Annotated in this window: 26 protein-coding genes and 1 pseudogene; 18 read left to right on the plus strand and 9 right to left on the minus strand. The window is 38.8% G+C overall.

The genetic code is table 11. The features are described from left to right. The first annotated feature begins 124 nt into the window (after positions 1-124). Positions 125-1,219, plus strand: coding sequence for a sensor histidine kinase (locus ACFO3P_RS02315; RefSeq protein ID WP_379542125.1), 1,095 nt, complete (start codon positions 125-127; stop codon positions 1,217-1,219). After that, positions 1,220-1,906, plus strand: coding sequence for a response regulator transcription factor (locus ACFO3P_RS02320; RefSeq protein ID WP_042530893.1), 687 nt, complete (start codon positions 1,220-1,222; stop codon positions 1,904-1,906). 143 nt (positions 1,907-2,049) lie between these two features. Here the strand turns inward: ACFO3P_RS02320 and ACFO3P_RS02325 are convergent, their stop codons facing one another. Then, positions 2,050-2,724, minus strand: a complete 675-nt coding sequence (locus ACFO3P_RS02325; RefSeq protein ID WP_193064203.1) for a PadR family transcriptional regulator — start codon at positions 2,722-2,724, stop codon at positions 2,050-2,052. A 259-nt stretch (positions 2,725-2,983) separates the two neighbouring features. Between ACFO3P_RS02325 and ACFO3P_RS02330 the strand changes: the two genes are divergently transcribed. The 4 genes from ACFO3P_RS02330 (at position 2,984) to ACFO3P_RS02345 (ending at position 6,245) form a co-directional block, all read left to right on the plus strand. Continuing rightward, positions 2,984-3,592: a pyroglutamyl-peptidase I gene (locus tag ACFO3P_RS02330; RefSeq protein ID WP_193064204.1), complete on the plus strand. Its 609-nt coding sequence runs from the start codon at positions 2,984-2,986 to the stop codon at positions 3,590-3,592. Positions 3,593-3,611: 19 nt separating this feature from the next. After that, on the plus strand, positions 3,612-4,118 hold the full coding sequence (locus ACFO3P_RS02335) for an NUDIX domain-containing protein (RefSeq protein WP_193064205.1): 507 nt from the start codon (positions 3,612-3,614) through the stop codon (positions 4,116-4,118). Positions 4,119-4,193: 75 nt separating this feature from the next. Beyond that, a complete protein-coding gene (locus tag ACFO3P_RS02340) occupies positions 4,194-4,757 on the plus strand; it encodes a cysteine hydrolase family protein (RefSeq protein ID WP_193064206.1) in 564 nt (187 codons plus the stop codon). 330 nt (positions 4,758-5,087) lie between these two features. Beyond that, a complete protein-coding gene (locus tag ACFO3P_RS02345; RefSeq protein WP_193064207.1) occupies positions 5,088-6,245 on the plus strand; it encodes a pyridoxal-phosphate-dependent aminotransferase family protein in 1,158 nt (385 codons plus the stop codon). Between the two features lie 201 nt (positions 6,246-6,446). Here the strand turns inward: ACFO3P_RS02345 and ACFO3P_RS02350 are convergent, their stop codons facing one another. Further along, positions 6,447-6,872: a hypothetical protein gene (locus ACFO3P_RS02350; protein WP_193064208.1), complete on the minus strand. Its 426-nt coding sequence runs from the start codon at positions 6,870-6,872 to the stop codon at positions 6,447-6,449. Positions 6,873-6,925: 53 nt separating this feature from the next. Beyond that, on the minus strand, positions 6,926-7,474 hold the full coding sequence (locus ACFO3P_RS02355) for a TetR/AcrR family transcriptional regulator (RefSeq protein ID WP_193064209.1): 549 nt from the start codon (positions 7,472-7,474) through the stop codon (positions 6,926-6,928). Between the two features lie 173 nt (positions 7,475-7,647). Between ACFO3P_RS02355 and ACFO3P_RS02360 the strand changes: the two are divergent. From ACFO3P_RS02360 to ACFO3P_RS02380, 5 genes and pseudogenes are all read left to right on the plus strand, one after another. Beyond that, a pseudogene (locus ACFO3P_RS02360) lies at positions 7,648-8,581 on the plus strand (DsbA family protein). Between the two features lie 15 nt (positions 8,582-8,596). Beyond that, a complete protein-coding gene (locus ACFO3P_RS02365; RefSeq protein ID WP_193064210.1) occupies positions 8,597-8,902 on the plus strand; it encodes a monooxygenase in 306 nt (101 codons plus the stop codon). A 274-nt stretch (positions 8,903-9,176) separates the two neighbouring features. Then, on the plus strand, positions 9,177-9,629 hold the full coding sequence (locus ACFO3P_RS02370) for a MarR family winged helix-turn-helix transcriptional regulator (RefSeq protein WP_193064211.1): 453 nt from the start codon (positions 9,177-9,179) through the stop codon (positions 9,627-9,629). A gap of 24 nt (positions 9,630-9,653) precedes the next feature. Further along, a complete protein-coding gene (gene paiA, locus ACFO3P_RS02375; RefSeq protein ID WP_193064212.1) occupies positions 9,654-10,181 on the plus strand; it encodes a spermidine/spermine N(1)-acetyltransferase in 528 nt (175 codons plus the stop codon). A 12-nt stretch (positions 10,182-10,193) separates the two neighbouring features. Then, a complete protein-coding gene (locus ACFO3P_RS02380; protein WP_193064213.1) occupies positions 10,194-10,811 on the plus strand; it encodes an FMN-binding negative transcriptional regulator in 618 nt (205 codons plus the stop codon). A 63-nt stretch (positions 10,812-10,874) separates the two neighbouring features. Here ACFO3P_RS02380 and ACFO3P_RS02385 read toward each other — a convergent pair whose 3' ends face one another. Both ACFO3P_RS02385 and ACFO3P_RS02390 read right to left on the minus strand, forming a co-directional pair. Then, a complete protein-coding gene (locus ACFO3P_RS02385) occupies positions 10,875-11,648 on the minus strand; it encodes a hypothetical protein (protein WP_379542127.1) in 774 nt (257 codons plus the stop codon). Continuing rightward, a complete protein-coding gene (locus ACFO3P_RS02390) occupies positions 11,638-11,976 on the minus strand; it encodes a PadR family transcriptional regulator (RefSeq protein ID WP_042530912.1) in 339 nt (112 codons plus the stop codon). The genes ACFO3P_RS02385 and ACFO3P_RS02390 overlap by 11 nt, the downstream gene beginning before the upstream one ends. A 447-nt stretch (positions 11,977-12,423) precedes the next feature. Between ACFO3P_RS02390 and ACFO3P_RS02395 the strand changes: the two genes are divergently transcribed. Both ACFO3P_RS02395 and ACFO3P_RS02400 read left to right on the plus strand, forming a co-directional pair. Continuing rightward, positions 12,424-12,777: a lmo0954 family membrane protein gene (locus ACFO3P_RS02395; protein ID WP_368901874.1), complete on the plus strand. Its 354-nt coding sequence runs from the start codon at positions 12,424-12,426 to the stop codon at positions 12,775-12,777. Positions 12,778-12,801: 24 nt separating this feature from the next. Beyond that, positions 12,802-13,437 (plus strand): PspA/IM30 family protein, encoded by a 636-nt coding sequence (locus ACFO3P_RS02400; protein WP_193064215.1) that lies wholly within the window; start codon positions 12,802-12,804, stop codon positions 13,435-13,437. A 120-nt stretch (positions 13,438-13,557) separates the two neighbouring features. Here ACFO3P_RS02400 and ACFO3P_RS02405 read toward each other — a convergent pair whose 3' ends face one another. Together ACFO3P_RS02405 and ACFO3P_RS02410 are read right to left on the minus strand one after the other, a co-directional pair. Next, on the minus strand, positions 13,558-13,824 hold the full coding sequence (locus ACFO3P_RS02405) for a YjgN family protein (RefSeq protein WP_042530920.1): 267 nt from the start codon (positions 13,822-13,824) through the stop codon (positions 13,558-13,560). A gap of 81 nt (positions 13,825-13,905) precedes the next feature. Further along, the gene (locus ACFO3P_RS02410; protein WP_052484941.1) at positions 13,906-14,487 is read right to left on the minus strand and encodes a TetR/AcrR family transcriptional regulator; all 582 of its coding nucleotides are present in this window, start codon (positions 14,485-14,487) and stop codon (positions 13,906-13,908) included. Between the two features lie 235 nt (positions 14,488-14,722). Between ACFO3P_RS02410 and ACFO3P_RS02415 the strand changes: the two genes are divergently transcribed. From ACFO3P_RS02415 to ACFO3P_RS02435, 5 genes are all read left to right on the plus strand, one after another. Beyond that, a complete protein-coding gene (locus tag ACFO3P_RS02415; RefSeq protein ID WP_379542140.1) occupies positions 14,723-15,163 on the plus strand; it encodes a carboxymuconolactone decarboxylase family protein in 441 nt (146 codons plus the stop codon). Between the two features lie 113 nt (positions 15,164-15,276). Next, positions 15,277-16,083 (plus strand): VOC family protein, encoded by an 807-nt coding sequence (locus ACFO3P_RS02420; protein ID WP_212928885.1) that lies wholly within the window; start codon positions 15,277-15,279, stop codon positions 16,081-16,083. 540 nt (positions 16,084-16,623) lie between these two features. Continuing rightward, a complete protein-coding gene (locus ACFO3P_RS02425; protein WP_246529012.1) occupies positions 16,624-17,400 on the plus strand; it encodes an ABC transporter permease subunit in 777 nt (258 codons plus the stop codon). A 27-nt stretch (positions 17,401-17,427) separates the two neighbouring features. Next, positions 17,428-18,123 carry an ABC transporter ATP-binding protein gene (locus ACFO3P_RS02430; RefSeq protein WP_379542128.1) on the plus strand — a complete coding sequence of 232 codons (696 nt, stop codon included), beginning with the start codon at positions 17,428-17,430 and terminating at the stop codon, positions 18,121-18,123. Positions 18,124-18,126: 3 nt separating this feature from the next. Beyond that, positions 18,127-19,119 (plus strand): aliphatic sulfonate ABC transporter substrate-binding protein, encoded by a 993-nt coding sequence (locus tag ACFO3P_RS02435; protein ID WP_379542129.1) that lies wholly within the window; start codon positions 18,127-18,129, stop codon positions 19,117-19,119. A gap of 114 nt (positions 19,120-19,233) precedes the next feature. Here ACFO3P_RS02435 and ACFO3P_RS02440 read toward each other — a convergent pair whose 3' ends face one another. Then, positions 19,234-20,676, minus strand: a complete 1,443-nt coding sequence (locus tag ACFO3P_RS02440; RefSeq protein ID WP_379542130.1) for a sodium/proline symporter — start codon at positions 20,674-20,676, stop codon at positions 19,234-19,236. Between the two features lie 80 nt (positions 20,677-20,756). Continuing rightward, entirely contained in the window at positions 20,757-21,644 is an 888-nt protein-coding gene (locus ACFO3P_RS02445; RefSeq protein WP_193064220.1) for a LysR family transcriptional regulator, read from the minus strand. Positions 21,645-21,779 lie beyond the last annotated feature (135 nt).

Consider the following 21,779-nt stretch of genomic DNA (forward strand, 5'->3'; position numbering starts at 1 on the left):
CGAACGAAGGAAAAGCGCCCTTTTATAGATTCGAGACATTTCGTCAAGGATAAAAGAAGGGACAGCTGTCTCTTCTTTTTACAGCATGGCAGCCTGGATTTTATTATAATAGAAGGGAAAGAAGGTGTTTCCATTGTCTATCAGAAAACGGCTGATTTTATCTAATATAGCGATGATTCTTATCCCGGGTGCTTTATTGTTGATAGCAGAAATTGTTCTCGGCTATCTCCTATTTGTTGTTTTTAACGGCAATCCGCAAGGGGATGATTTAAAGGTTTTTGTTCAATTTCGATTTATCGCGATTGCTCTTATTTTAATCCTGACCAATGGTTTATTGACCTATTTTATGTCCAGGAGTATTATCAACCCTATTTCTAAATTATCAACTGCAGCTAAAAAAATCAGTGAAGGCGATTTGGAATACAGCGTCCAGTCGGATAAAAAAGATGAGTTAGGCGAGCTTGCGAATACATTTGAGACCATGCGCCTTAAATTGAAAGAAGCGGATAGAGAGCAAAAGCGGTATGAAGCGAACCGGCAGGAGCTGATTGCCAGTATCTCTCATGATTTTAAAACACCGCTGACCTCCATCAAAGGCTATGTGAAAGGGATTCAAGATGGGGTAGCGAACACGCCGGAGAAGCTGGACAGGTATATGGATACGATTTATAGAACAGCCAATGATATGGACGGACTGATTGATGAATTATTTCTATACTCCAAACTTGATTTAAAGAAGGAAGCATTTCAATTTGAAAAAGTAGATTTATATGCCTTCTATGCGGATTTTATGGAGGAACTGGCCTTTAATTTAGAAAAGGAACAAGGGAAAGCGATTTTAGCAGCTGATCCTAAGAAAGACTATATGGTAGAAGCAGACCGGGAAAAATTACGAAGAGTTGTGATGAATATTATTCAAAACAGCTTAAAATATATCGATAAAAAGCAGAAGGAAATTCAAGTGAATTTGACATCTGATACAGATAGAATCGTTGTAGAAATGAGAGATAATGGCAGTGGTATAAGGGAGGAGGATATTCCTTATATTTTCGAAAGCTTTTACCGGACAGATGCGTCGAGGAACTCTGCAACCGGCGGAAGCGGTCTGGGGTTATCGATTGCTGCGAAAATCATTCAAGCGCATGGGGGAGAGATTTGGGCAGAGAGCCGGCGCGGGCAAGGAACGAGTATCTATTTTACATTGAAAAGGATGATGTAAATGCAACGTGTATTGATTATTGAAGATGAGAAGGATATTGCAGAATTAGAAAGAGACTACTTGGAGATAAATGGAATTGAGAGTGATATTGCTGCAACGGGAGAAGAGGGATTGAAACTTGCAGCGGCGAATTCCTACAGCCTTATTTTATTAGATCTCATGCTGCCGGGTATCGATGGTTTTGATTTATGTGAAAAGCTGCGGGCGACATTGGATGTGCCCATATTGATGGTGACGGCCAGAAAAGAAGATATTGATAAAATCCGCGGGTTTGGCAGAGGAGCGGATGATTATATTGTAAAACCGTTTAATCCGAATGAACTGATCGCAAGAGTGAAAGCACATATGGCAAGATACGACCGCTTAACCAAACGTGATAAGAAATTAAATGAAATTCATATTAGGAACTTGATGATGGATTCTGATTCACGACGGGTTTTTCTGGATAATGAAGAGAAAATATTTACTGCAAAAGAGTATGACTTATTGTATTTTCTAGCATCTCATCCGAATATCGTTTTCACGAAAGAGCATTTATTTGAACAAATTTGGGGATATGATGCTGTCGGAGATAATACGACCGTGACGGTTCATATCCGGAAAATCCGGGAGAAGATAGAGGAGAATCCGTCCTTGCCGCAGTTTATTGAAACGATTTGGGGCGTGGGGTATCGGTTTCGGAAATGATGTATGTATATTCTAGCAATGGCAGCTAATATCTTTGTATCTATACAGGTATTCAGCTTGGCTGTTGCAGCAGATAGATTAAATAAATGATAAAGTAAAACTTCATTCCATGTTTTTTTGCACCCATGGAATGAAGTTTTAGATTATTCATCATCCGTTGTTTTCTCATTACCAGCAATCTCTAAAAGCTCTTCCCGTGTTTTTTCAAGCAGCTCCTGCAGCTGCTTTTTCTTTTCGGGATTGTCCATAACCTGGCGACCTGTCTTAAAGAAATCATGGAATAGCTGTTGCATGTCAGATCGTAAGTGCTGCATTTCCTCAATATCTACATTTTCAAATTGATTCATCCGTGAAACAAACGGGTCCTCCTTCTGATGTTGGTCTAAATAGGCATTGCCTTCCTCGGTAATATGATATACCTTTTTCCTGCCCTCTTTAACGGCTTCTACAAAATCCTGATCCTCCAGCATTTGCAGGGTCGGGTAAACCGAGCCGGGGCTGGGTGAATAAAATCCCTTAAATTTTTCTTCCAGCACCTTGATAATGTCATAGCCATGTCTTGGCTGTTTTTGTAATATCTTCAGCAAAACAATTTTAATATCTCCGCGTTTGAAAAAACGTTCGCCGCCACGGCCTCCGCCTCTAGCGTCATGTCCTGCAAAGAAATGAGGCCCACCTCGTGTTTCAAAGTGTTCATTCCCCATTCCCAATTTATTCCGTTTTAAGAAATCCTTATGAAATGTGTTGTCTCCAGCAAAAGGATGATGATTAAAATGAGCCTGCTTTTGGAAAAAGGGATGTTCGTCTCGTTGAAACATAATATATTCCTCCTGTTATTATTTTTTACTTTAAAGTTAACGATATATCGTTAACTGTTAAGATAAAGCATTTTATGGTTTCAACAGGTGGATGAATCGCAGTTGAAATCATGGTTTACTGCATTGTTGGAAGAGGCAGCGTCTGTATATCGGGACGGTTATGATGAGGTGGGTTTAGTGATTACATTCAATTAGAAATCACATATCGTATGCTATACTGAAATCAAATATATATTTTTAAACAAGGCAGGTGCAGTAGATGACAAAAAAGCTGTTGTTAACTGGGTTTGAACCCTTTCTCGATTTTTCTGTGAATCCAACGAAGAAAATTGCAGGAGAATTAAACGGGGCAGTGATGGGTGATTACACGGTTATCTCCCATGTGTTATCTGTAGATTTTCGTAAGGCTGGGAAGCAGCTCCTCCAATTAATAGAGGAGACGAAACCTGATGCTATTATTTTGCTTGGGCTTGCCGGCGGCAGGTTCAAGGTTAATCCAGAACGCATTGCCATTAATGTGAATGACGGACCCAGGGATAATCAAGGTTACAAGCCGGAAAATGAAGTGATACAAGAGGATGGAGCAGACGGACTTTTCTCTACATTGCCGATAAGCAGGATGGTTGAACAATTACAAGCTCAAGGTCTTCCTGCTGAAATCTCGAACACAGCGGGAACCTATCTTTGTAATCATGTAATGTATCAAGCTTTGCATTATGTGAAGACAAATAACCGCCATCTAGCTGCTGGTTTTATTCATCTTCCTGCCTCCCATGAGCTTGCAATCGAGCATGGAAAAATCCCCAGCTGGAGCCATGATGATTTAAAAAGGGCGGTTATTATTTGTATAGAAGCTTTATCAAATTAAAATGGCGGGAGGAAATATAATGAAGCTTCGGCAAATGGCGGTCGCTTTTCTTTTTAATGATAAGCAGGAAGTTTTGTTTATTCAGAAAAAATCAAATAGCCCCTTTCTCCCCGGGAGGAAAGTTCCGATTGGCGGACATATGGAAACGGGGGAAATAAATACACCATATCATGCATGTATAAGAGAGATTAAAGAAGAAACAGGATTAACAGAGAAGCAGTTAAACAATCTGAGACTTCGCTATGTTGTACACAGAATGAGAAATAACAGTGAAATTAGAATCCAATATGTCTATTTTGGAAGCGTATCAGTCCATTCTAATCTACTTGAAAGTGATGAAGGAGAGTTATCTTGGGTGAATGCGCAGGATATTGCTCATCAGGCAGTCACTGCCACTACGAAAGAAATGATGAAACACTATATGGAAATTGGCAAATCAACAAATAAAGTATATGTAGGCACGATGAAATCGTTGAATGGAGAACCGGATATTGCTTGGGGTGTACTGGAGGATTGGGAAAAGTAACTGATGGAGAGATAAAATAGCATTCATTAATTATCATTACCAGCTTCATAACATTTAAGAAATGAGGAATAATTCATGAAAAAAGCATTGATAAATATTGATTATACGGTAGATTTTGTGGCAGATGACGGCGCATTAACATGCGGGAAACCCGGTCAGGATTTGGAAAATAGGATGGTTGCTATAACGGAGCGATTTATCAAGGAAGGCGATTATACCGTTTTTGCAGTAGATGTGCATGATAAAGACGATGCTTATCATCCAGAACAGAAGCTGTTTCCGCCCCATAATATCCGTGGGACAAGCGGAAGGGACCTATATGGACAGCTGCAGGAAACATATGAAGCAAATCGGGATAAAGAAAACGTATATTATCTGGATAAAACAAGATATTCTGCCTTTGCCGGCACAGATTTAGAAATAAAATTACGGGAAAGAAATATTGAAGAAGTACATCTGGTTGGTGTATGTACCGATATTTGTGTGCTGCATACCGCAGTAGATGCTTATAATAAGGGTTTTCGCATTATTGTGTATAAAGATGCGGTTGCTTCCTTTAACCAGGCAGGGCATGATTGGGCGCTGGGACATTTTGAATGCTCGCTGGGAGCTGTAGTGAAGAAAACAGAGGTTAAATAAAAAGTCCATATTAAAACACAGAGAGTATTTTTGTTGTCAATGTCTCTCTGCGTTTTAATATGGACAATTATCTACATACATCATTTTCTTGGAGTAAATAATTATTTTAGATAATGATTCTTTTCTATACCAAAATGATTGTAAACCTTCCGCTGCTTCTCAAAATGGAAAAGATATGAAAGTTAAACTGGAAAGTTTTTATTATTAAATGGAAAGCGTAAACTATACTTTATAAAGGAACAATGATACTATTTCTAATATAGATTCAGATAATTGATAATTTACTTAAATATGCGAAATTAGAATGAAAGAGTAGAGAGGAGAAAAGTTATGTATTCCAATATTCTTAGACATCCCGGGCCTACACCAATACCTAAAAAAGTGGAAATGGCAATGGGACAAAATATGATCAGCCATCGTTCCGAGGAGTTTACCAGGCTATATCGGGAAACAACGGAACGTGTGAAAACCTTATTCGGAACGAAACAGGATATTATGCTGCTTCCTTCAGGCGGTACGGCAGCTTTAGAAGCGGCTGTGGCCAATACTGCTTCCGCTGGTGATGAAGTAGTTGTTGTCACGATAGGAGCTTTTGGGGATTATTTTGTTTCAATTTGCGAGAAGCATGGTCTGCATGTTCATAAGCTTGAAAAAAACTGGGGCGAAGCGTGTACGAAAGAAGAGCTCGCAAACTTTTTAAAACCCTTATCCGGAATCAAGGCGGTTATTGTTACTTATAATGAAACGTCTACAGGGATTTTAAACCCGGTCAAGCAATTAGCAGAAGCAGTACACGAGCACTCAGATGCGCTATTTATTGTGGATGGGGTAAGCTGTATTGGAGGCGCTCCGGCAGAAATGGACCAATGGGGAATCGACATTTTAGTGACAGGCTCGCAAAAAGCAATCATGCTTCCGCCGGGACTTGCTTTTGTGGCTGTAAGTGAAAGGGCATGGAAGGTCATAGAGGCAAATGGTACGACAGTTTATTATTTAGATTTATTAAGCTATCGTGATTGGGCAGAAAAATCAATGACCCCAAATACACCTGCGATTTCATTGATTATGGGATTATCTGCTGTTTGCGATTTAATAGAGGAAGAGGGCGGATTTTCAAAAACTGTAGAACGTCATGAACTCATGAAGAATATGGTTCGGGAAGCCATGAGAGCTCTCTCTATTGACTTGTTAACAAGTGATGAGCATGCATCCCCAACATTAACAACGATCTGCGCTCCAAAAGGAGTGGAACTTTCCGACTTTTTAGTACATTTAAAGAAAAAGTATCATCTTGATTTTGCAGGCGGTCTTGGCCATCTTCAGGGTAAAGTTTTTCGATTTGGACATATGGGGTATTGCTTCCCAAGCGATATATTACAAGCAGTGTCCTTGATTGAAGCGGGCTTGCAGGACTTCTCGTATTCATTCGAGAGCGGCGCCGGGGTGAAGGCGGCGCAAGATGTTTTCTTGTCTTCTTTAAAAAAATAACTTATTGTTTGCAAATGACAGCGTGAATTTTATATAAACCAAGTATGTTTTATTAAAAAGATAACAACAAAGGATAGTGTTATATGTATCTCTTGTTTGCAGACGCTTTATAAAAGAAGAACCTTTATAAATTGGTTCTTCTTTTATATCTACTCTCTTCACTTCATATGGGCAGGTTCAATGACGGTTAACAGGTGTTATTTATGCTCTAGATTCATCGTCCTTCGAGACTTGTTGCGTTTCATTTAAAATGGCATATAATCCTAAGCATCCCCCAGATAAAGTAAGCAATAAAGGGATAATGCTTCCAAGAAACAGAGAAAAAATCATGGCAATGACAGCTACGGATATATGCGGTTTGACTGACATGATAATCCCGAGGAAAAAGACAATAATAGCTGCACACATAATAATGAATGTATATATCATATACCCTGTATGGAAGATACCGCTTACGAGATCAAGGAATCCGAAAGTCAATTCAATGATTGGGAAGAATGGAAAAATCGTATCTATACCGGAAAACGCATAACTGTCTAAACTGGAATAGATAAAAAAGAACTGGATAGCGGATATGAGGCCGCCTAATGAAATAAGTAAACCAGAAATCATTTTTTGTTTATGCATTTTAGTTCATTCCTTCCTAATTCTCTTCATTTTACCTCATTTCACCTGTGTCCTCATTCCAGTTTATGCAGAATAAAAGGAAGCAGCGGTTGAATGAATGCTTCAGGAGACAAGGTACTTTTTTTCCATTCCACAGAAGCTCCGTAAATGGTCCAGCTTAGGATGGCTGCCATTTTACGAAGGATGTCTTCTTTTTTAGCGGGATTCTCTTTTTGCAGCAGCGGATAGATGATAACTGCCAAATGTTCTCTAATAATACGCGCAATTGTTTCCTCATACCCTTGGTGACAGCGAGATGATAAAGTGGTTTGAAAGTTTGCCACCGCAATAAATAACTGGGTAGCAGCATGGTCCCCCCATGTCATTTGATGGATTGCTTTCGTGTCTACATTAAAAAGCAGGACTTCAGATAACACTTTTTCTAATAAATCATATTTATCTTCATAGTGATAGTAGAAAGTAGCGCGATTGACCATCGCTGCTTCAGTAATATCGGTGATGCGGATATCATTGAACTCTTTCTTCTCGGAAAGGGCAATAAATGCATCCATAATGAGTCTTCGCGTCCGTAATATTCTTAAATCTGTTTTTTCTTCAGCCACTTGTATCCCCTCCTGTTTTTCAACAGTTTTCAAAATATGTTGTATATACGATAAATCGAGAAGTTTATTGGTTTTTATGTTATTGCTTGTATCCTATAATAGAATAAGAATCATCTAAACAAAAGAAATTAGTATGGAATAGCTGCTATTTAAAGTAATTTAGAATAAGGAGATTGAAGAATGAGTCAAAAAATATGGTATGTGATGTGGAAACAGGTCTGTGTGGAGAAGCTGACGGGGAAGAAATGGAGGCAGTTCAATTCAACCAGCCCAAGAAAGAGATTGATATCTATTATGTGACAGATCCGATTTGTTCTCATTGCTGGGCGCTCGAGCCGGTATTACGGCGTTTTCAGCTGCAATTTGGATCGTATTTTAAGTTTCATACTGTGATGGGCGGACTTTTGGAAAAATGGAGTGATACGCCAGTTGACCCGGCTAATGGCATATCAGGGCCAGCTGACGTCGTAGCGCATTGGAAAGAGGTTGGGCAGCATTCAAGAATGCCGATTGATGGGTCATTAATGGCGGATGACTATATTACCTCATCTTATCCGCCGTCCCGCGTTTTTAAAGTAATTCAAAAAGAATACAATGACAATCTGGCGTATACGTTTTTGAGACATGCAAGAGAAGCATTATTTGCTTTTAACCAGAACATCTCCGATTCTAAAATACTTGTTGAACTGATAGAAGGATTGGGTCTGGATGGAGAAAAAATTGTTCAGCAGGCTAATTCCGCTCTGGGACCATCAATTGCTGGAGGAAGACTTCAACCTGAAAGACAATCTTGGTGTCAGAGGATTCCCGACGATTATTATGGTGAATCAGGAAGGACAAGGAATTAAAATAGTCGGTGCCCGTGCATTTGATGACTATGTCAGAGGTCTGCAGCAGGTGCTTCCAGAAGACAGACTGCAGCCGAAACAGACTCCTGCATTTGCAAAGTTATTAAAACAGGAGAACCTTTTATTCTCTAAAGAAGTGGAAGTACTATATGACCTGGAGCACAGCCAAGTCCGCAGCTTTGCTGAGAAAGAACTGGAAGCGGAAGATTATCAGGTTCATAATCTTCTTGGAGAAAATTATTATACCCTTAAAAAATAAGAGAGGTGCGTAAGAATGTCATATATTTTACAAATCGATTTTACGATGGAAGGATCTTTTGGTGAAGAGATGGCAACTGCATTCCATGATTTAGCAATGAGCATTCGCGAAGAGGAAGGCTTCCAATGGAAAATATGGACAGAAAATCCGGATGCAAAAGAAGCTGGCGGCGTTTATGTTTTTGAAACAAAAGAAGCTGCTGAGAAATATTTAGATATGCATACAAAACGATTGGCACAATTTGGGCTGGAGAATGTACGGGCAAAAGTGTTCGGAATCAATGAGACACTGACTAAAGTAACAGATGGTCCAGTGAAATAGAAATTTAAAAAACAGGTGATGACTGTGAGAAGCTGACAGTCATCACCTGTTTTTTAAACAAAACCCTCCCCCTCTAGAAATACTTGCCAATTCTATTATCGATTTTCTGAAAGAAAAAGTCTGTAGCTTTAACTGTAGGAGTGGGCAGGGAAGGGAATATGGAGTAATAAGTATCCGGACTCAGCGAACAACTTTAATCTCGCTGTTTTTTGTTGTATATACAACAAAAATAAATTAAAATTTGTGTATAACAGAAATCGCCGGGGGTGAAAGCATGGCTGAAATCCTGCGTGAAATTGGAATGATTGCGAGAGCGCTCGATTCTATCAGCAACATTGAGTTTAAAGAATATAATCTTACCAAAGGTCAATATTTATATCTGGTCCGTATTTGTGAAAATCCGGGTATTATTCAAGAAAAGCTCGCTGAAATGATTAAAGTGGACCGGACAACAGCAGCCCGCGCCATCAAAAAATTGGAGACAAATGGTTTTATTCACAAGAAGCCGGATGCGAATAACAGAAAGATAAAAAAACTGTTCCCTACAGAAAAGGGAGAAAGTATTTATCCAATGATCAAAAAAGAAAATGATTACTCTAATCAAGTTGCCTTAGAAGGGCTGACAGAGGAAGAAGCAGCAAACCTTGTTTATTTACTCGAAAAGGTTCGAAAAAACATGGAAGTAGACTGGGAATTTGTGAAGAAGGGGAATAAGCGTGCGTATTAAATGGGACGAAGGGAAGATAGAAAGATGACTATCAAAATAAAAGTTTGCAGTCAGGATGATTTGCAGGCGCTCCAAGAAATCAGTATCGAAACATTTACGGAAACCTTTCAAGAACAGAATACACCGGAGAATATGCAAGCGTATTTAGAAAATGCATATACATTGGAGAAGCTTCAAAAGGAAATGTCACAGAGTAATTCAACATTCTTTTTCATCTTTTATAATGACCAGCTTGCTGGATACATGAAAGTGAATACCGATGATGCGCAATCAGAAGAGGTTGGAGAGGGTACCCTGGAGATAGAACGGATTTATATTCGAAGCGGGTTCCAGCGAAAGGGATTAGGCAACTATTTGATGGATAAAGCAATTGAAATAGCGAAGGACAAAAAGAAGAAAAAAGTATGGCTGGGAGTTTGGGAATATAATAAACAGGCACTTCTTTTTTATGAAAAGAATGGCTTTGTACAGACGGGGTCACATTCCTTTTTTATGGGAAGCGATGAACAGACGGATTATATCATGACGAAAACACTGAAAGTATACGCTTAAAGGAGGCAGACAATGTATGTACCGAAGCGTTTTAAAGTAACAGATACGAAAGAAATATGGGAATTTGTCAAACAGCATTCTTTTGCAACACTGGTGACAACAGAAAATAATATACCGGTTGCAACACATCTGCCAGTAACTGTAAGCAGGGCGAATGGTGATTATCGAATTATTGGACACCTGGCATATGCCAACCCGCAATGGAAAACATTTGAAAGCGTTGATAATGCATTAGTAATATTTCAAGGGCCTCACGCTTATGTTTCATCGACATGGTATTCCCATGAGAATGTTCCGACATGGAATTATCAGGCTGTCCATATGTATGGAACGCCGCGGATAATGGAAGAAGATGAACTTCGAGAGTCGTTAAAAACGTTATCGGATACATATGAAAACCATCGGGATCCTTCTTTTTCAGTGGAGGGTTACACGCCGAAGCTATTGGATGCGCAGTTGAAAGCCATTGTGGGTTTTGAGATAAAAGTGACAGAGGTGCAGGCTGCGTATAAATTAAGTCAGAATCGGAACGAAACAGATTATCAGCGTATTATTGATCATTTGAAGAAGGAAGGGGATTCTGATTCTGAGGAAATTGGGGAGCAGATGGAGAAACGATTGGAGAAATGAAAAAAATAAACGTAAAAAGCAGCACGTTTTCTGTATTATACGGGCTGCTTCGTTATAAAATTATTAATTAGAGGTCTTTTTATCCTCTTTTTTCGATGTGTATATTAAAATTCCTATCGCAGTAATAGCGATAACAAAAAATACAATGGCAGAGATCCATACATAAGATTCGCTCTCTGGGCTGCTGCCGCCGGTCGCTATTTTAGCAATGATCTCGGGCAAGCAGATTAAGAATATAAACAGAGCCAAAAAGCCTTGTTTCATAATAAGCGGAACGATAATGAATATGCTTAAGAGAATAGCCCCGATAATAAGGTTTACAGTTTGATTACTTTCTGCGATAACGAATCCCGGGTAGTTTCGGATAATAAACTGTGCGCCGACCATAGATGCTGTGAAAAGGGAAAAGAAAATTCCATAGCTAATATAGGTTTTTTTACTATCCCCGTATTTTCGAACGATTTTTTTTACAATAATAATTGTACCAACTGTTCCGATAGCCAGCACTGCAAGGTTATAAAGGATGACACTGGTATTTAACTCGAAATCCCCGCTAATTAAATCGGGAAAGATAAATACCCCCAGCAAATAGATAAGCAATAAAATACTGTATTTTATAAAGCCTTTATCCCGCGGCAGTTCTTCGGAAATGGAACGGATATAATCTTTGACAGATCCTCCGGTAATGCTTTCGACACTTTGTCCATGTGCTTCTGCTTCTTTTAAATGATCTCGCAATTCTTCTTCTATTTCTTGAATATCTTTATCCTTTTTTCCCCGGCTCATTAATTCCAGACGCAAATTCAATAAGAATTTCTCCGCTTCTTTACTTAGCATCCTCCACACTCCTCATCAAATTATTCATCCCCTTATTCAAATAAGACCATTTATTACGAAATACAGCTAATTCTTCTAATCCTTTATCTGTAATGGTGTAGTATTTTCGTTTCGGTCCGCCCGTATCGGATTTTTTAAGTTCGGTTTGAACATACCCTTTTTTGCTTAAGCGAAGAAGGACAGGATAGATACTTCCGTCACTGATTTCCGGAAAATCTCGTTCTTTTAATTTCTCAAGGATTTCATATCCATACGTTTCTCCTTGTGAAATCAGTCCTAGTATTGCACCGTCTAATAATCCCTTCATCATCTGATCAGATACTGACATGTCGTACCTCCTTAACTATCTTATAATACACTATAGTTGAATGAAAGATAATTGTCAACTATCTTATATAAAAAGGTAGTTGATGTGTTAGTTGTTTTTTTATGAGGGGAGTGTAGAAGTAAAAGCGCGTATAAAAGAAAAAGTACGTTGTTTCCATAAACTTTAATTTGAACATCACTTCCAAAAAAAGTTTTTAACAACACTGCTATAAGCTTATTTAAAGTCACTGTCTGTCCAATTTTATCTTTACGACACATAAATCTTCCCAGTTCGAGGATACTGTAAGCTGCTGACCACCTTCATTATTGTCTCTTTTGAATACTCCCTTAACCATGGATTAGATGCAAATAGACCTTAAGGCGTAGATAAAGATATTTCTCAGGCTCATTACGAAAACTCGTTAGAACCGATAAGATAAAGATAAGATAACGAAAGGGGAAAAACAAAATGAAAAAATTCATGTTGTTTATCGGAGGACTCATTGCAGTGCTTGTCCTTCTTGCAAATTTAGGACCGATGGTATTGCTGGTGTTAAGTGTAGGCTTACTTTATGTATGCTTTAAAAAATTTATTAAAACAGATTCAGTTGCCGCAAAAATAGGATGGGTGATTTTAGGGTTAATCGTATTAAGCATCACATTCTCTAACATTTATGCTGTTTTAGGCGTTGCAGCGGCTTATGCACTTTACCTTATCTATAAAAACTGGAACACACCGGAAGGCTCTGTTGTCCACGAAATAAAAGAAGATGATGATCCATTTACGAATTTTGAAAAACAGTGGGCAGAGTTAAATAAATAAAAAAATTTAAAGGAGAGATTGACTATGTCAACAAATATTTTTACGCGAATGAAGGATTCTATTTCAGCAGATTTACACACGATGATGGACAAAAAGGAACAAAAAAATCCGATTGCAGCACTAAACCATTATTTACGCCAAAGTGAGCAGGAAAAAGAAAAAGTAAGAAAGCTGATTGACCGTCAGTATAAATTGAAAGAAGAGTTTGCACGTGAGTATATAAAAGCACAAGAACTTGCAGATAAGCGCTTAAAACAAGCACAAATTGCCGATCGTGCGCAAGAAGAGGAAATGCATGAATTTGCTTTAAAAGAACATGAAGAATATCAAAATCGTGCTGATCGCATGAAAGCGTCCAGAGAAGAGGCAATCACGCAGCTGGAAAACCTGGAGCAGAAATACGAAGAAATGAAGCATCGTCTGAAGGATATGCACCTGCGCCGTATGGAATTGATGGGCCGCGAAAATATAGCCAAAGCGAACCGCCAAATCAATCGGGTCGTGGATGAATCATCAGAAAAACCTTTCTCCAAGTTTGGAGAGATGGAGCAATATATCGAAAACCTGGAGTACAAAGTAAACAATGCTTACTATAAAAGTACTTTTGACAGTAAAATTGCTGCCATTGAAAAGAAATTAGATGAAAAGGAAGTAAACTAGAGCTTGAAGGTAAAAGCGAAAAAAGTATTCTTTACTGCTTCAACAAAACTCCTCTACATTACAAATTTGTAATGAGAGGAGTTTCTATTTAAAAAAACCAACATGTTTGCAGTATAAAAATCAATTAATAAAATGAGTATGACGTGCTTTCCAATCTTCCAGTTTAATAAACACCCAGAATCCATAGATACCTAATGTGATAATCGTTAAAACCCACCATTTGATCCAGTTGCCAAAAAGACCGACAGCTGAACCTGAAAAATGCATTCGTTTGCCATCAACAACTGTATGATTTATTCTCCACCCATAAATCATTGTAATTGACCAAAGATAACAAATTCCTAGTGTGAAGACAGTCATTAATGTCCCAAGAATAACCCAGCCAATAAATTGAAGTAATCCACCATCAAAGAAGCTGGTTCTTCCTTATACTGTAGTAAAAAAGTGAGCCCTCCTAAAAAGTTCGGCTCACTTTTCTTTTGTTTCCATATCCTGCCTAGCATAGTTAAACCGGGTTATTTCCTCAAAAGCTTTTATCAAATCGTCATACGTATGTTGAAAATCACTATCAACCCACTTCATCAGGATATTCCACATTCCGCCTGCGTTGAAAGCTAAAGCAAATTCCATATTTTCTTCACTGATGATATAGCTAAATTTGTTTTCAGTGAGCCTATGGATAGAAGGCAGGTGTTTATTAAAAGTCTTTAATAGTAAACTATCTAAATCATTTTTTCGAATGATACGAATAAAGTCTATATTTTCCATCCAAAAAGTAATGAAAATGCTTGCCACTTTCCCCATGTCCATAATTTCTCCTGCATCCAGCCTTCGCAGGTATTCTTGTGCCAGCTGATGGAGGTATCGTTCCAGAACAGCATTTTTCGAATCAAAATGCCGGTAGAAGGTACTTCGGTCTAAAACGGCTTGTTCAGCAATCTCTTTAATGGTGATTTTATAGAAGGATTTTTCTTCCAAAAGAGATAAAAGCGCGTCTGTAAGCCATTCTTGAGACCTGATGGCAGAAGGATTATTGCTTGTATCAGACATCTTGTTCCACTCCTCTCTGTACACCCTACATATAATGGGGTTTTGTAGGACTTACTTAAATTGTATTGATTCTTTATTACTGCTAGTATACGATACCCTTAACATTGCAACAAATGTTGCACTTATTTGATGGGAAATAAGAAGGTACGTGGATTTTATAACATTTACAAAAAGGAGAATGGATATGGCAAAGCTGGTCAACAAAGGGATTGTGAAAGCGGCAGGAATGATGAAAATGGATAATCGAATAAACTATTTTAAAGTTGCTCCAAATGCAATGACACCCATTATGGAATCTGAAAAATATGTACGGAAAACTTCGATTGACAGGAAGCTGAAAGAGCTTATTAAGATTAGAGTTTCACAGATTAATGGGTGCTCTTATTGTCTGAATATGCATACCAAAGCAGCGAAAAAGCTAAACGTATCCGACAAACAGATAGATGCACTGAAGCATTGGAAAACGGAAGAACTATTTACGGAGATGGATCGGGCTGCATTTGAACTGGCAGAGAATATGACGCTAGTTTCAGAAAATGGAGTCAGTGATGCGTTGTATGAGAAGGTAAGGGAATATTTTGATGAAAAGGAATATGTGGAGCTTGTAATGGTAATTATTCAAATTAATACATGGAATAGATTGTTTATTGCGATGGGGAATCACGCTGAAGTATAGTAAATCAAGCAAGTGAAATTGTAAAGAACGAAGAACCTCAATTTTTTTCTGAATAATAATTTAATTCATTAGTTATTTCCTATAAAATGAAATGTAAAAAGGAGAGAACACAAATGCATTTTCAGTTTGACCATCTCGTTCATTTTGTTGACAGTCCGGAAGAAGCAAAAGAAGCGTTAAAGAAGCTTGGTCTCCATGCTGTAGATGGAGGAAAGCATGATAATGGCGGTACTTATAATGCGCTTAGCCATTTTGATTTAAGTTATATCGAACTGATTGGCGTGTTTGATAAGCAGTTAGCTGACCAGCCTGCTGAAAAATATAGTCTGAGAGATACCTTTCAAAAAGACGATTATGCTTCAGGTTTATCCAGAATTGCATTAAGGTCTCGTAATCTGGAGGAGGAAGCAAAGCGTTTTAAATCACTTGGACTGGAGGTTATTGGTCCAGTTCCTTTAGGAAGAAAAAGACCAGACGGCAGCATGATACATTGGAAGTTGTTATTTGCGGGAAATCCGGAAGAAAAGCTATCCTTGCCATTCTTTATTGAATGGGAAGAAACCGATGAAGAGCGCAGGGAAACCCTGAAAAAGCAAGGAACGATTGCTGCTCATCAAAAAGGAAATCTTTCCTTAGAATCTGTTGGCTTTGCTGTAAAGGATGCAAAAACTGTTATCGAAAAGTGGGAGACTTATTTGGGATTGGAGCAGGGAGAATCGTTCTTTGATGAAGGGTTATCTGCAACAGGACATCGTTTAAAGCTGCCAGGCGGAGACATTTTGTTTTATGAGCCTGAAGGTGAAGGGATAGTTTCTGATACGTTGAAAAAAAGAGGTGAGAAACCTTTTATCGTTACCATTTCGGGAGGAAATCGGCAGGAGCAAATTAAAGTAAAGAATGCGATTTACAGGTTTGCTTAACACGTTAATCAGTGAAGGAAAGCTGCTGGATAAATAATCTTTCTACTATTCTATTTAACGAAATACTTTAACCTCTGGTAGTCAGAGGTTATTTTTTATGAAGTAAATTTTAGAGAAATCTTCCTCAATAAATTAGAAGTGTGTACTTTTACTAGCTAAATATATAGAAAACGTACCATTTATTTTGCTTCAAAATGAACAGAACACACTCCCTTTATTCATTGCAAAAACCCTGTTATATAAATTTAGCATGTTAATTCATTTATAATATGATACAGTTATACAAGCTGAAATGACATAAAATTGAATGTTTACAATTCCTAGAAGAAAGGTTATAATTAAAGCGTTATTCAATGAATTAAGGGTATTTAAAGCTTTGAAATAGATATATATCATCATGAAGTTACGAGTCTTCTTTTTGGCTTTTACCAAATGCAGTCAATCTGTTTACATATTTTCGTTAATCTGATTGAAACAGAATGCGGGGATGAGATACAAAAAATTATCAAAAAATTCATACATACGAAAGGGGCAGAACGAGTGAAAAAGAATAAGTGGTATAATAACCAGCTATTTCCGTGGTTATTACCAATTGTTGTGGTGCTTTTATGGCAGGTGCTTGGCGACCGTGGTTTGATTAAGTCTACTATGCTGCCGACTCCGCTTGAAGTTGTCGAGGCCGGGAAAAATTTATTCCAGACGGGGGAGCTGCAGAAGCATGTGTATATAAGTACGGAGCGGGCTATTATTGGATTCTTTATTGGCGGTACCATTGGTTTTCTGCTTGGGCTCTTTAATGGAACCGTTCTATTTTTAGAAAAATTAATTGATACATCGATACAAATGATACGGACGATTCCACATTTAGCACTTATTCCGCTCGTTATTTTATGGTTTGGAATTGGAGAGAGTGCCAAAATATTTCTTGTTGCGGTTGGCGTAATGTTTCCAATTTATATCAATACGTTTAACGGTATTAAGAATGTGGATTATAAATTAATTGAGATGGGCAAAGTGTACGGCATGTCGAAATGGCAGCTGTTCACGAATATTATTTTACCTGGTGCGATGCCAAATATTTTGGTCGGAATCCGCTATGCGCTTGGGGTGACATGGATTTCGTTAATTGTTGCGGAGACGATAGGTGCTGATGCAGGGATTGGCTATTTGGCAACCACAGCCCGTGAGTTTATGCAAATGGATATTGTGGTGTTAACGATTGTACTTTATGCGATTTTAGGAAAGCTGTCCGACTTCATTGCAAAAGTTTGTGAACAGCGCTTGTTAAAATGGAACCCGGCATACCGGAAGAATTAACTGCCAAGGTCAGTCAGGAGGGGTTACATGTTTGGTATTGAGTTAAAGAATGCAGGGAAACGTTTTGGGACAAATGAGGTTCTACGAGATATTGATTTATCCATACCGAAAGGCAGCTTTACAGCGATCGTTGGAAAAAGCGGGTGTGGGAAAAGTACGCTGTTAAGAGTGATTGCTGGACTGGAAGAGGTGACCAGCGGATCTTTAGCTTATACAGGTGTAGAAGCAAAAAAATCGAATATACGCATTATGTTCCAGGATGATCGCCTGCTTCCATGGAAAAATATTTTAAAGAATATTGCTATTGGTGGAGTAAACAAGGTGGACGCGGAAATAGCATTAGAAAAGGTAGGGCTGCGTGATAAAAAAGGGGATTGGCCAGATGAATTGTCTGGCGGGCAAAAACAGCGTGTAGCACTAGCGAGAGCCTTGGCGAGCAGCCCGGATGTTTTATTATTTGATGAGCCATTGGGAGCATTGGATGCTTTAACCCGGATGGACATGCAGCATTTAATGGAAGGGCTGTGGCAAGAACAGCATTTTACTTCTATTTTAGTAACACATGATGTATCTGAAGCAGTTTATTTAGCAGATCGTGTTATTGTTCTGGATGAAGGAGGCGTGAAATTGGATCAGGAGATTGATTTAGGGCGGCCTCGGGAACGAGATGACAAGTTTACAAGTTACGAAAAGAAAATACTGGACCAGATAGTAGGAGGATAAATGATGAAGAATTTACTCTTTGCACTGATTACTTTTAGTTTCATAGCTGTGCTGGCAGCTTGTGGAGCGAATTCGGATTCTGATGCGTCTGAGGATGGCGAAACGATTCGCTTAGGCTACCAAAAAGGGAATACCATGAATCTATTAAAAGCACACGGTACGTTAGATGAAGCGTTACATGAAGCAGGCTATAACGTAGAATGGAAAGAATTTTCTATGGGCGCTCCATTAATCGAAGCGTTAAATACGGATAATATTGACTTTGGTCATTCCTCAGATGTACATAGTGTTCTGATGCAGTCGGGAGGGCATAACGTCAATTATGTAGCGTCGGAGTCCCCTTACCCAGAAGGTGTTGCGTTACTGGCAAGAGATGGTTCAGGCATTGAAACATTAGAAGATTTGAAAGGGAAAGTAGTCGGTGTGACCAATGGCGGGAACCAGCACTATCTTCTATTAGAATCGCTAAAGGAAGCAGGTATCGATTGGGGTGAGGTAGATATGAAGTTTTATAAGGATGCCTCCGAAGGCTTGATGGCTTTTTCCAACGATGAATTTGACGTGTTTGGAACATGGGATCCATTCTATGCGATTGTTCAGGACCAAAATGAAACACATACGATTCTTGACGGAACAGATCTCATTGAAAACCGTACGTTTTATTTAGCGAGAGATGGCTTTGCAGAAGAACAGCCAGAAGCGCTCACCATTATTTTAGAGGAATTGGAAAATATGGATCAGTGGGCAAATGAAGAGAAAAGAGAAGCTGCTGAAATACTGGCAGATGAGTTAGGATTAGGTCCGGAACCGCTGGAGGTTGCAAATGAGCGACGGCAGTTTGGCGTGCAAAGAATGACAGAAGAAGTGATTGCAAACCAGCAGCAATTAGCTGATACCTTCTATGAAGCAGAGCTGATAGATACAGAAATCAGTGTGCAAGAAGCGATAGATGCGTATGATTTAGATGAATCTGTTTTTCCGGATAATATTGAATAAGATAAAAAATTGCCTGTTCCCGAATAACGGCACATGCGGGTAAACAGTAATATAAGGACAAAAAAGAGCTCATTCAACCTGAAGAATGAGCTCTTTTTACATCTATTTCCTATTTTAAGCTGCAGCTTTTGGTTCTTTATCCGGATAAAGTAAAGAAAATGCAATCCCGACAAACAAACAGATAAAGAAGGTTGCAGCTTTGGCAGATACAATTGCTTCGAGCGGTGAAAGAGACCAGGCGACAGCACTGACTGCGCCGACAATAATGGTTGCGATGACCCCGATTCCTGAGACGCGTTTCCAAAAGAAGATGAGCAGCACAACGACGGAAAACGTGTTACCAATCCCTGCCCATGCAAAAGAAACAAGGCTGTAAATAACCGATTCTGATTTCAGTGAAATAATAATGCCGATAATCCCGCTGATCAATGCCACGAAACGGGATAAATGTACGAGTTTTTTACTGGTAATATTCCACCTGAGCGTTTTATGGATGATATCCTCGCTGATGGAAGTGGTGATAACCAATAACTGCGAAGATGCTGTCGACATAATCGCAGCCAGAATCCCTGCTATGATAATTCCGGCAACCCATGGTGGTAAAATTTCAAATATCATATGCGGCAGAATCATTTCCGGGTCAGCCAGTGTGCCTTGTGAATATAAAGCAGAGGCAAAAATAGCTGATAGAAAGGCTCCTACATAGACAATCATCGTCCAGATAATAGCCATGTTTCGTCCGGTAACCCGTTCCTTTTCGGTTGTAATTGCCATAAATCGGGAGCTTAGCTGCGGCTGTCCGCCGAGCCAGCCAAAAAACCAAGAGAAATTGGTAAAGAGCATTGCTCCTAAGGCGAGACCGTTCAGCCCGCCAGTCCAGCTGTCAGCACCTCCGCCTCTTAAGGAGAGTTCTGCAGAGACACTCAAGCCTTGGTTTTTAATCTCCATAAAGGCAACAATAGGTATGATAATAAAAGAAAACAGCATTAAAAAGCTTTGTACAGCATCTGTCCAGACAACGGACATAAAGCCGCCCAAACAGGAATAGGCGATAATAATCATTGCGATAATAATCGTTCCCCAGGTAATGCTGAATCCGGAAATAGAATAAATGGTTTTTCCCATTCCAGAAAACTGGGCTGCTAAATAACAGACAAAGAAAAATACCATGACAATTGATGCTAACCAGCGGATGATATCCGCATGCTCCGGAAATTTAACTGCAATATAATCTGTTAAACTATTTACCTTGTATTTTTGCTGTTCCATCATAAATCGTTTGGACAGGAATAACCAGGAAGCAAGCACGCCAAAGAACATTCCTGATAATACCCAGATACCGGATAAACCGGCGACATAAATAAATCCAATTGCTCCAAGAAACATATAAGCAGATTCCCCGGTAGCCCGTTCTGAAAAAGCGAGTACCCAGCCCGGGACTTTGTTGCCTCCCAGAAAATAATCATTATGTGTTAAATCTTTTTTGCTAAAATAAATTCCTATTGCAAGCATGGCGAGCAAATAGAGAATAATTTCTACGTAAATTACCGTTTGCACAGGCTTTTTCCTCCATCTACAATTAAAATAAGATAATACCTATTAGTTTTATCAGATATTATGCTGTTTTTAAAGATTTGTCAATCCTTATTTGGAAAATCCTCCGCTAATATTTTACATATTTCTACAAATTTCATTGCTGCCGGTGATGGGTACGTGTTTCGTTTATGAGCAATGCCAACGGTGCGTGCGTGGTGTTCAGAAAAGTTCTTTTGAACAAGACTCGCAGGCGCATGGTGTAAAATAGATTTAGGAACAATGGAAACACCTAAATTTTCCGTTACCATTGTTAAAATGGCTTGATCGACCGATAATTCATATACGATATTTGGGGTGATGTTATGCTTGGATAAAATGCGTAATACATCGCGGTCAATGTTTTGTTTTGGCATAATCCAGCGCTCGTCCTTTAACTGATTCAGTGTCAGGTAATCTTCAGCAGCAAGCGGGTGATCTTTTGCCATAATGCACAGAAGCTCATCCTCAAAGATAAAATCAAATACTAGATTTTCAGATACAGGCTTCGCAAGAAATCCAATATCCACGACACCGTGCTGCAGCCAATTTTCAATTTGATCATAATCCCCTTCCATCAGCTGAATAGTGACGTCTGGATGATGCTCCTCGAAGTAGGATAAAACCTTTGGCAGCAATACAAGCGAAATACTGGGAAGGACGCCGACAGTAATCGTTCCGCCAATCAATTTTTTTAAGTTGGCAACGGTATTTTCAAGCCTTTGCTGCTCTTGCAGAATTTTCGAAACGTGTTCATAGACCATTTTTCCATTGCTTGTTAAAATAATATTATTCCTATTCCGTATGATTAAGGATAGGTTCAGCTCTTTTTCTAAATTATTCATTGCATGGGTGATAGATGATTGTGTCAGATTGAGCTTCTGACCGGTTTCTGTAAAGTTGCCGGTTTCAATCAACGTATGAAGAGCAATATATTGCGCTAATGTAGGCATATTATAAACTCCCTTTTCAATGTATTTCTATGAATTTATTTCATAGTTCTATATTAAAATATTCATTCGATTTATAGTTGATTTTATTTTATAATAGATTTAAACCCAAGTAAAATAATAAGAATTTAAGGAGAT

It is taken from the genome of Oceanobacillus aidingensis (genome assembly GCF_042654105.1).
Lineage (GTDB): Bacteria > Bacillota > Bacilli > Bacillales > Amphibacillaceae > Oceanobacillus > Oceanobacillus oncorhynchi.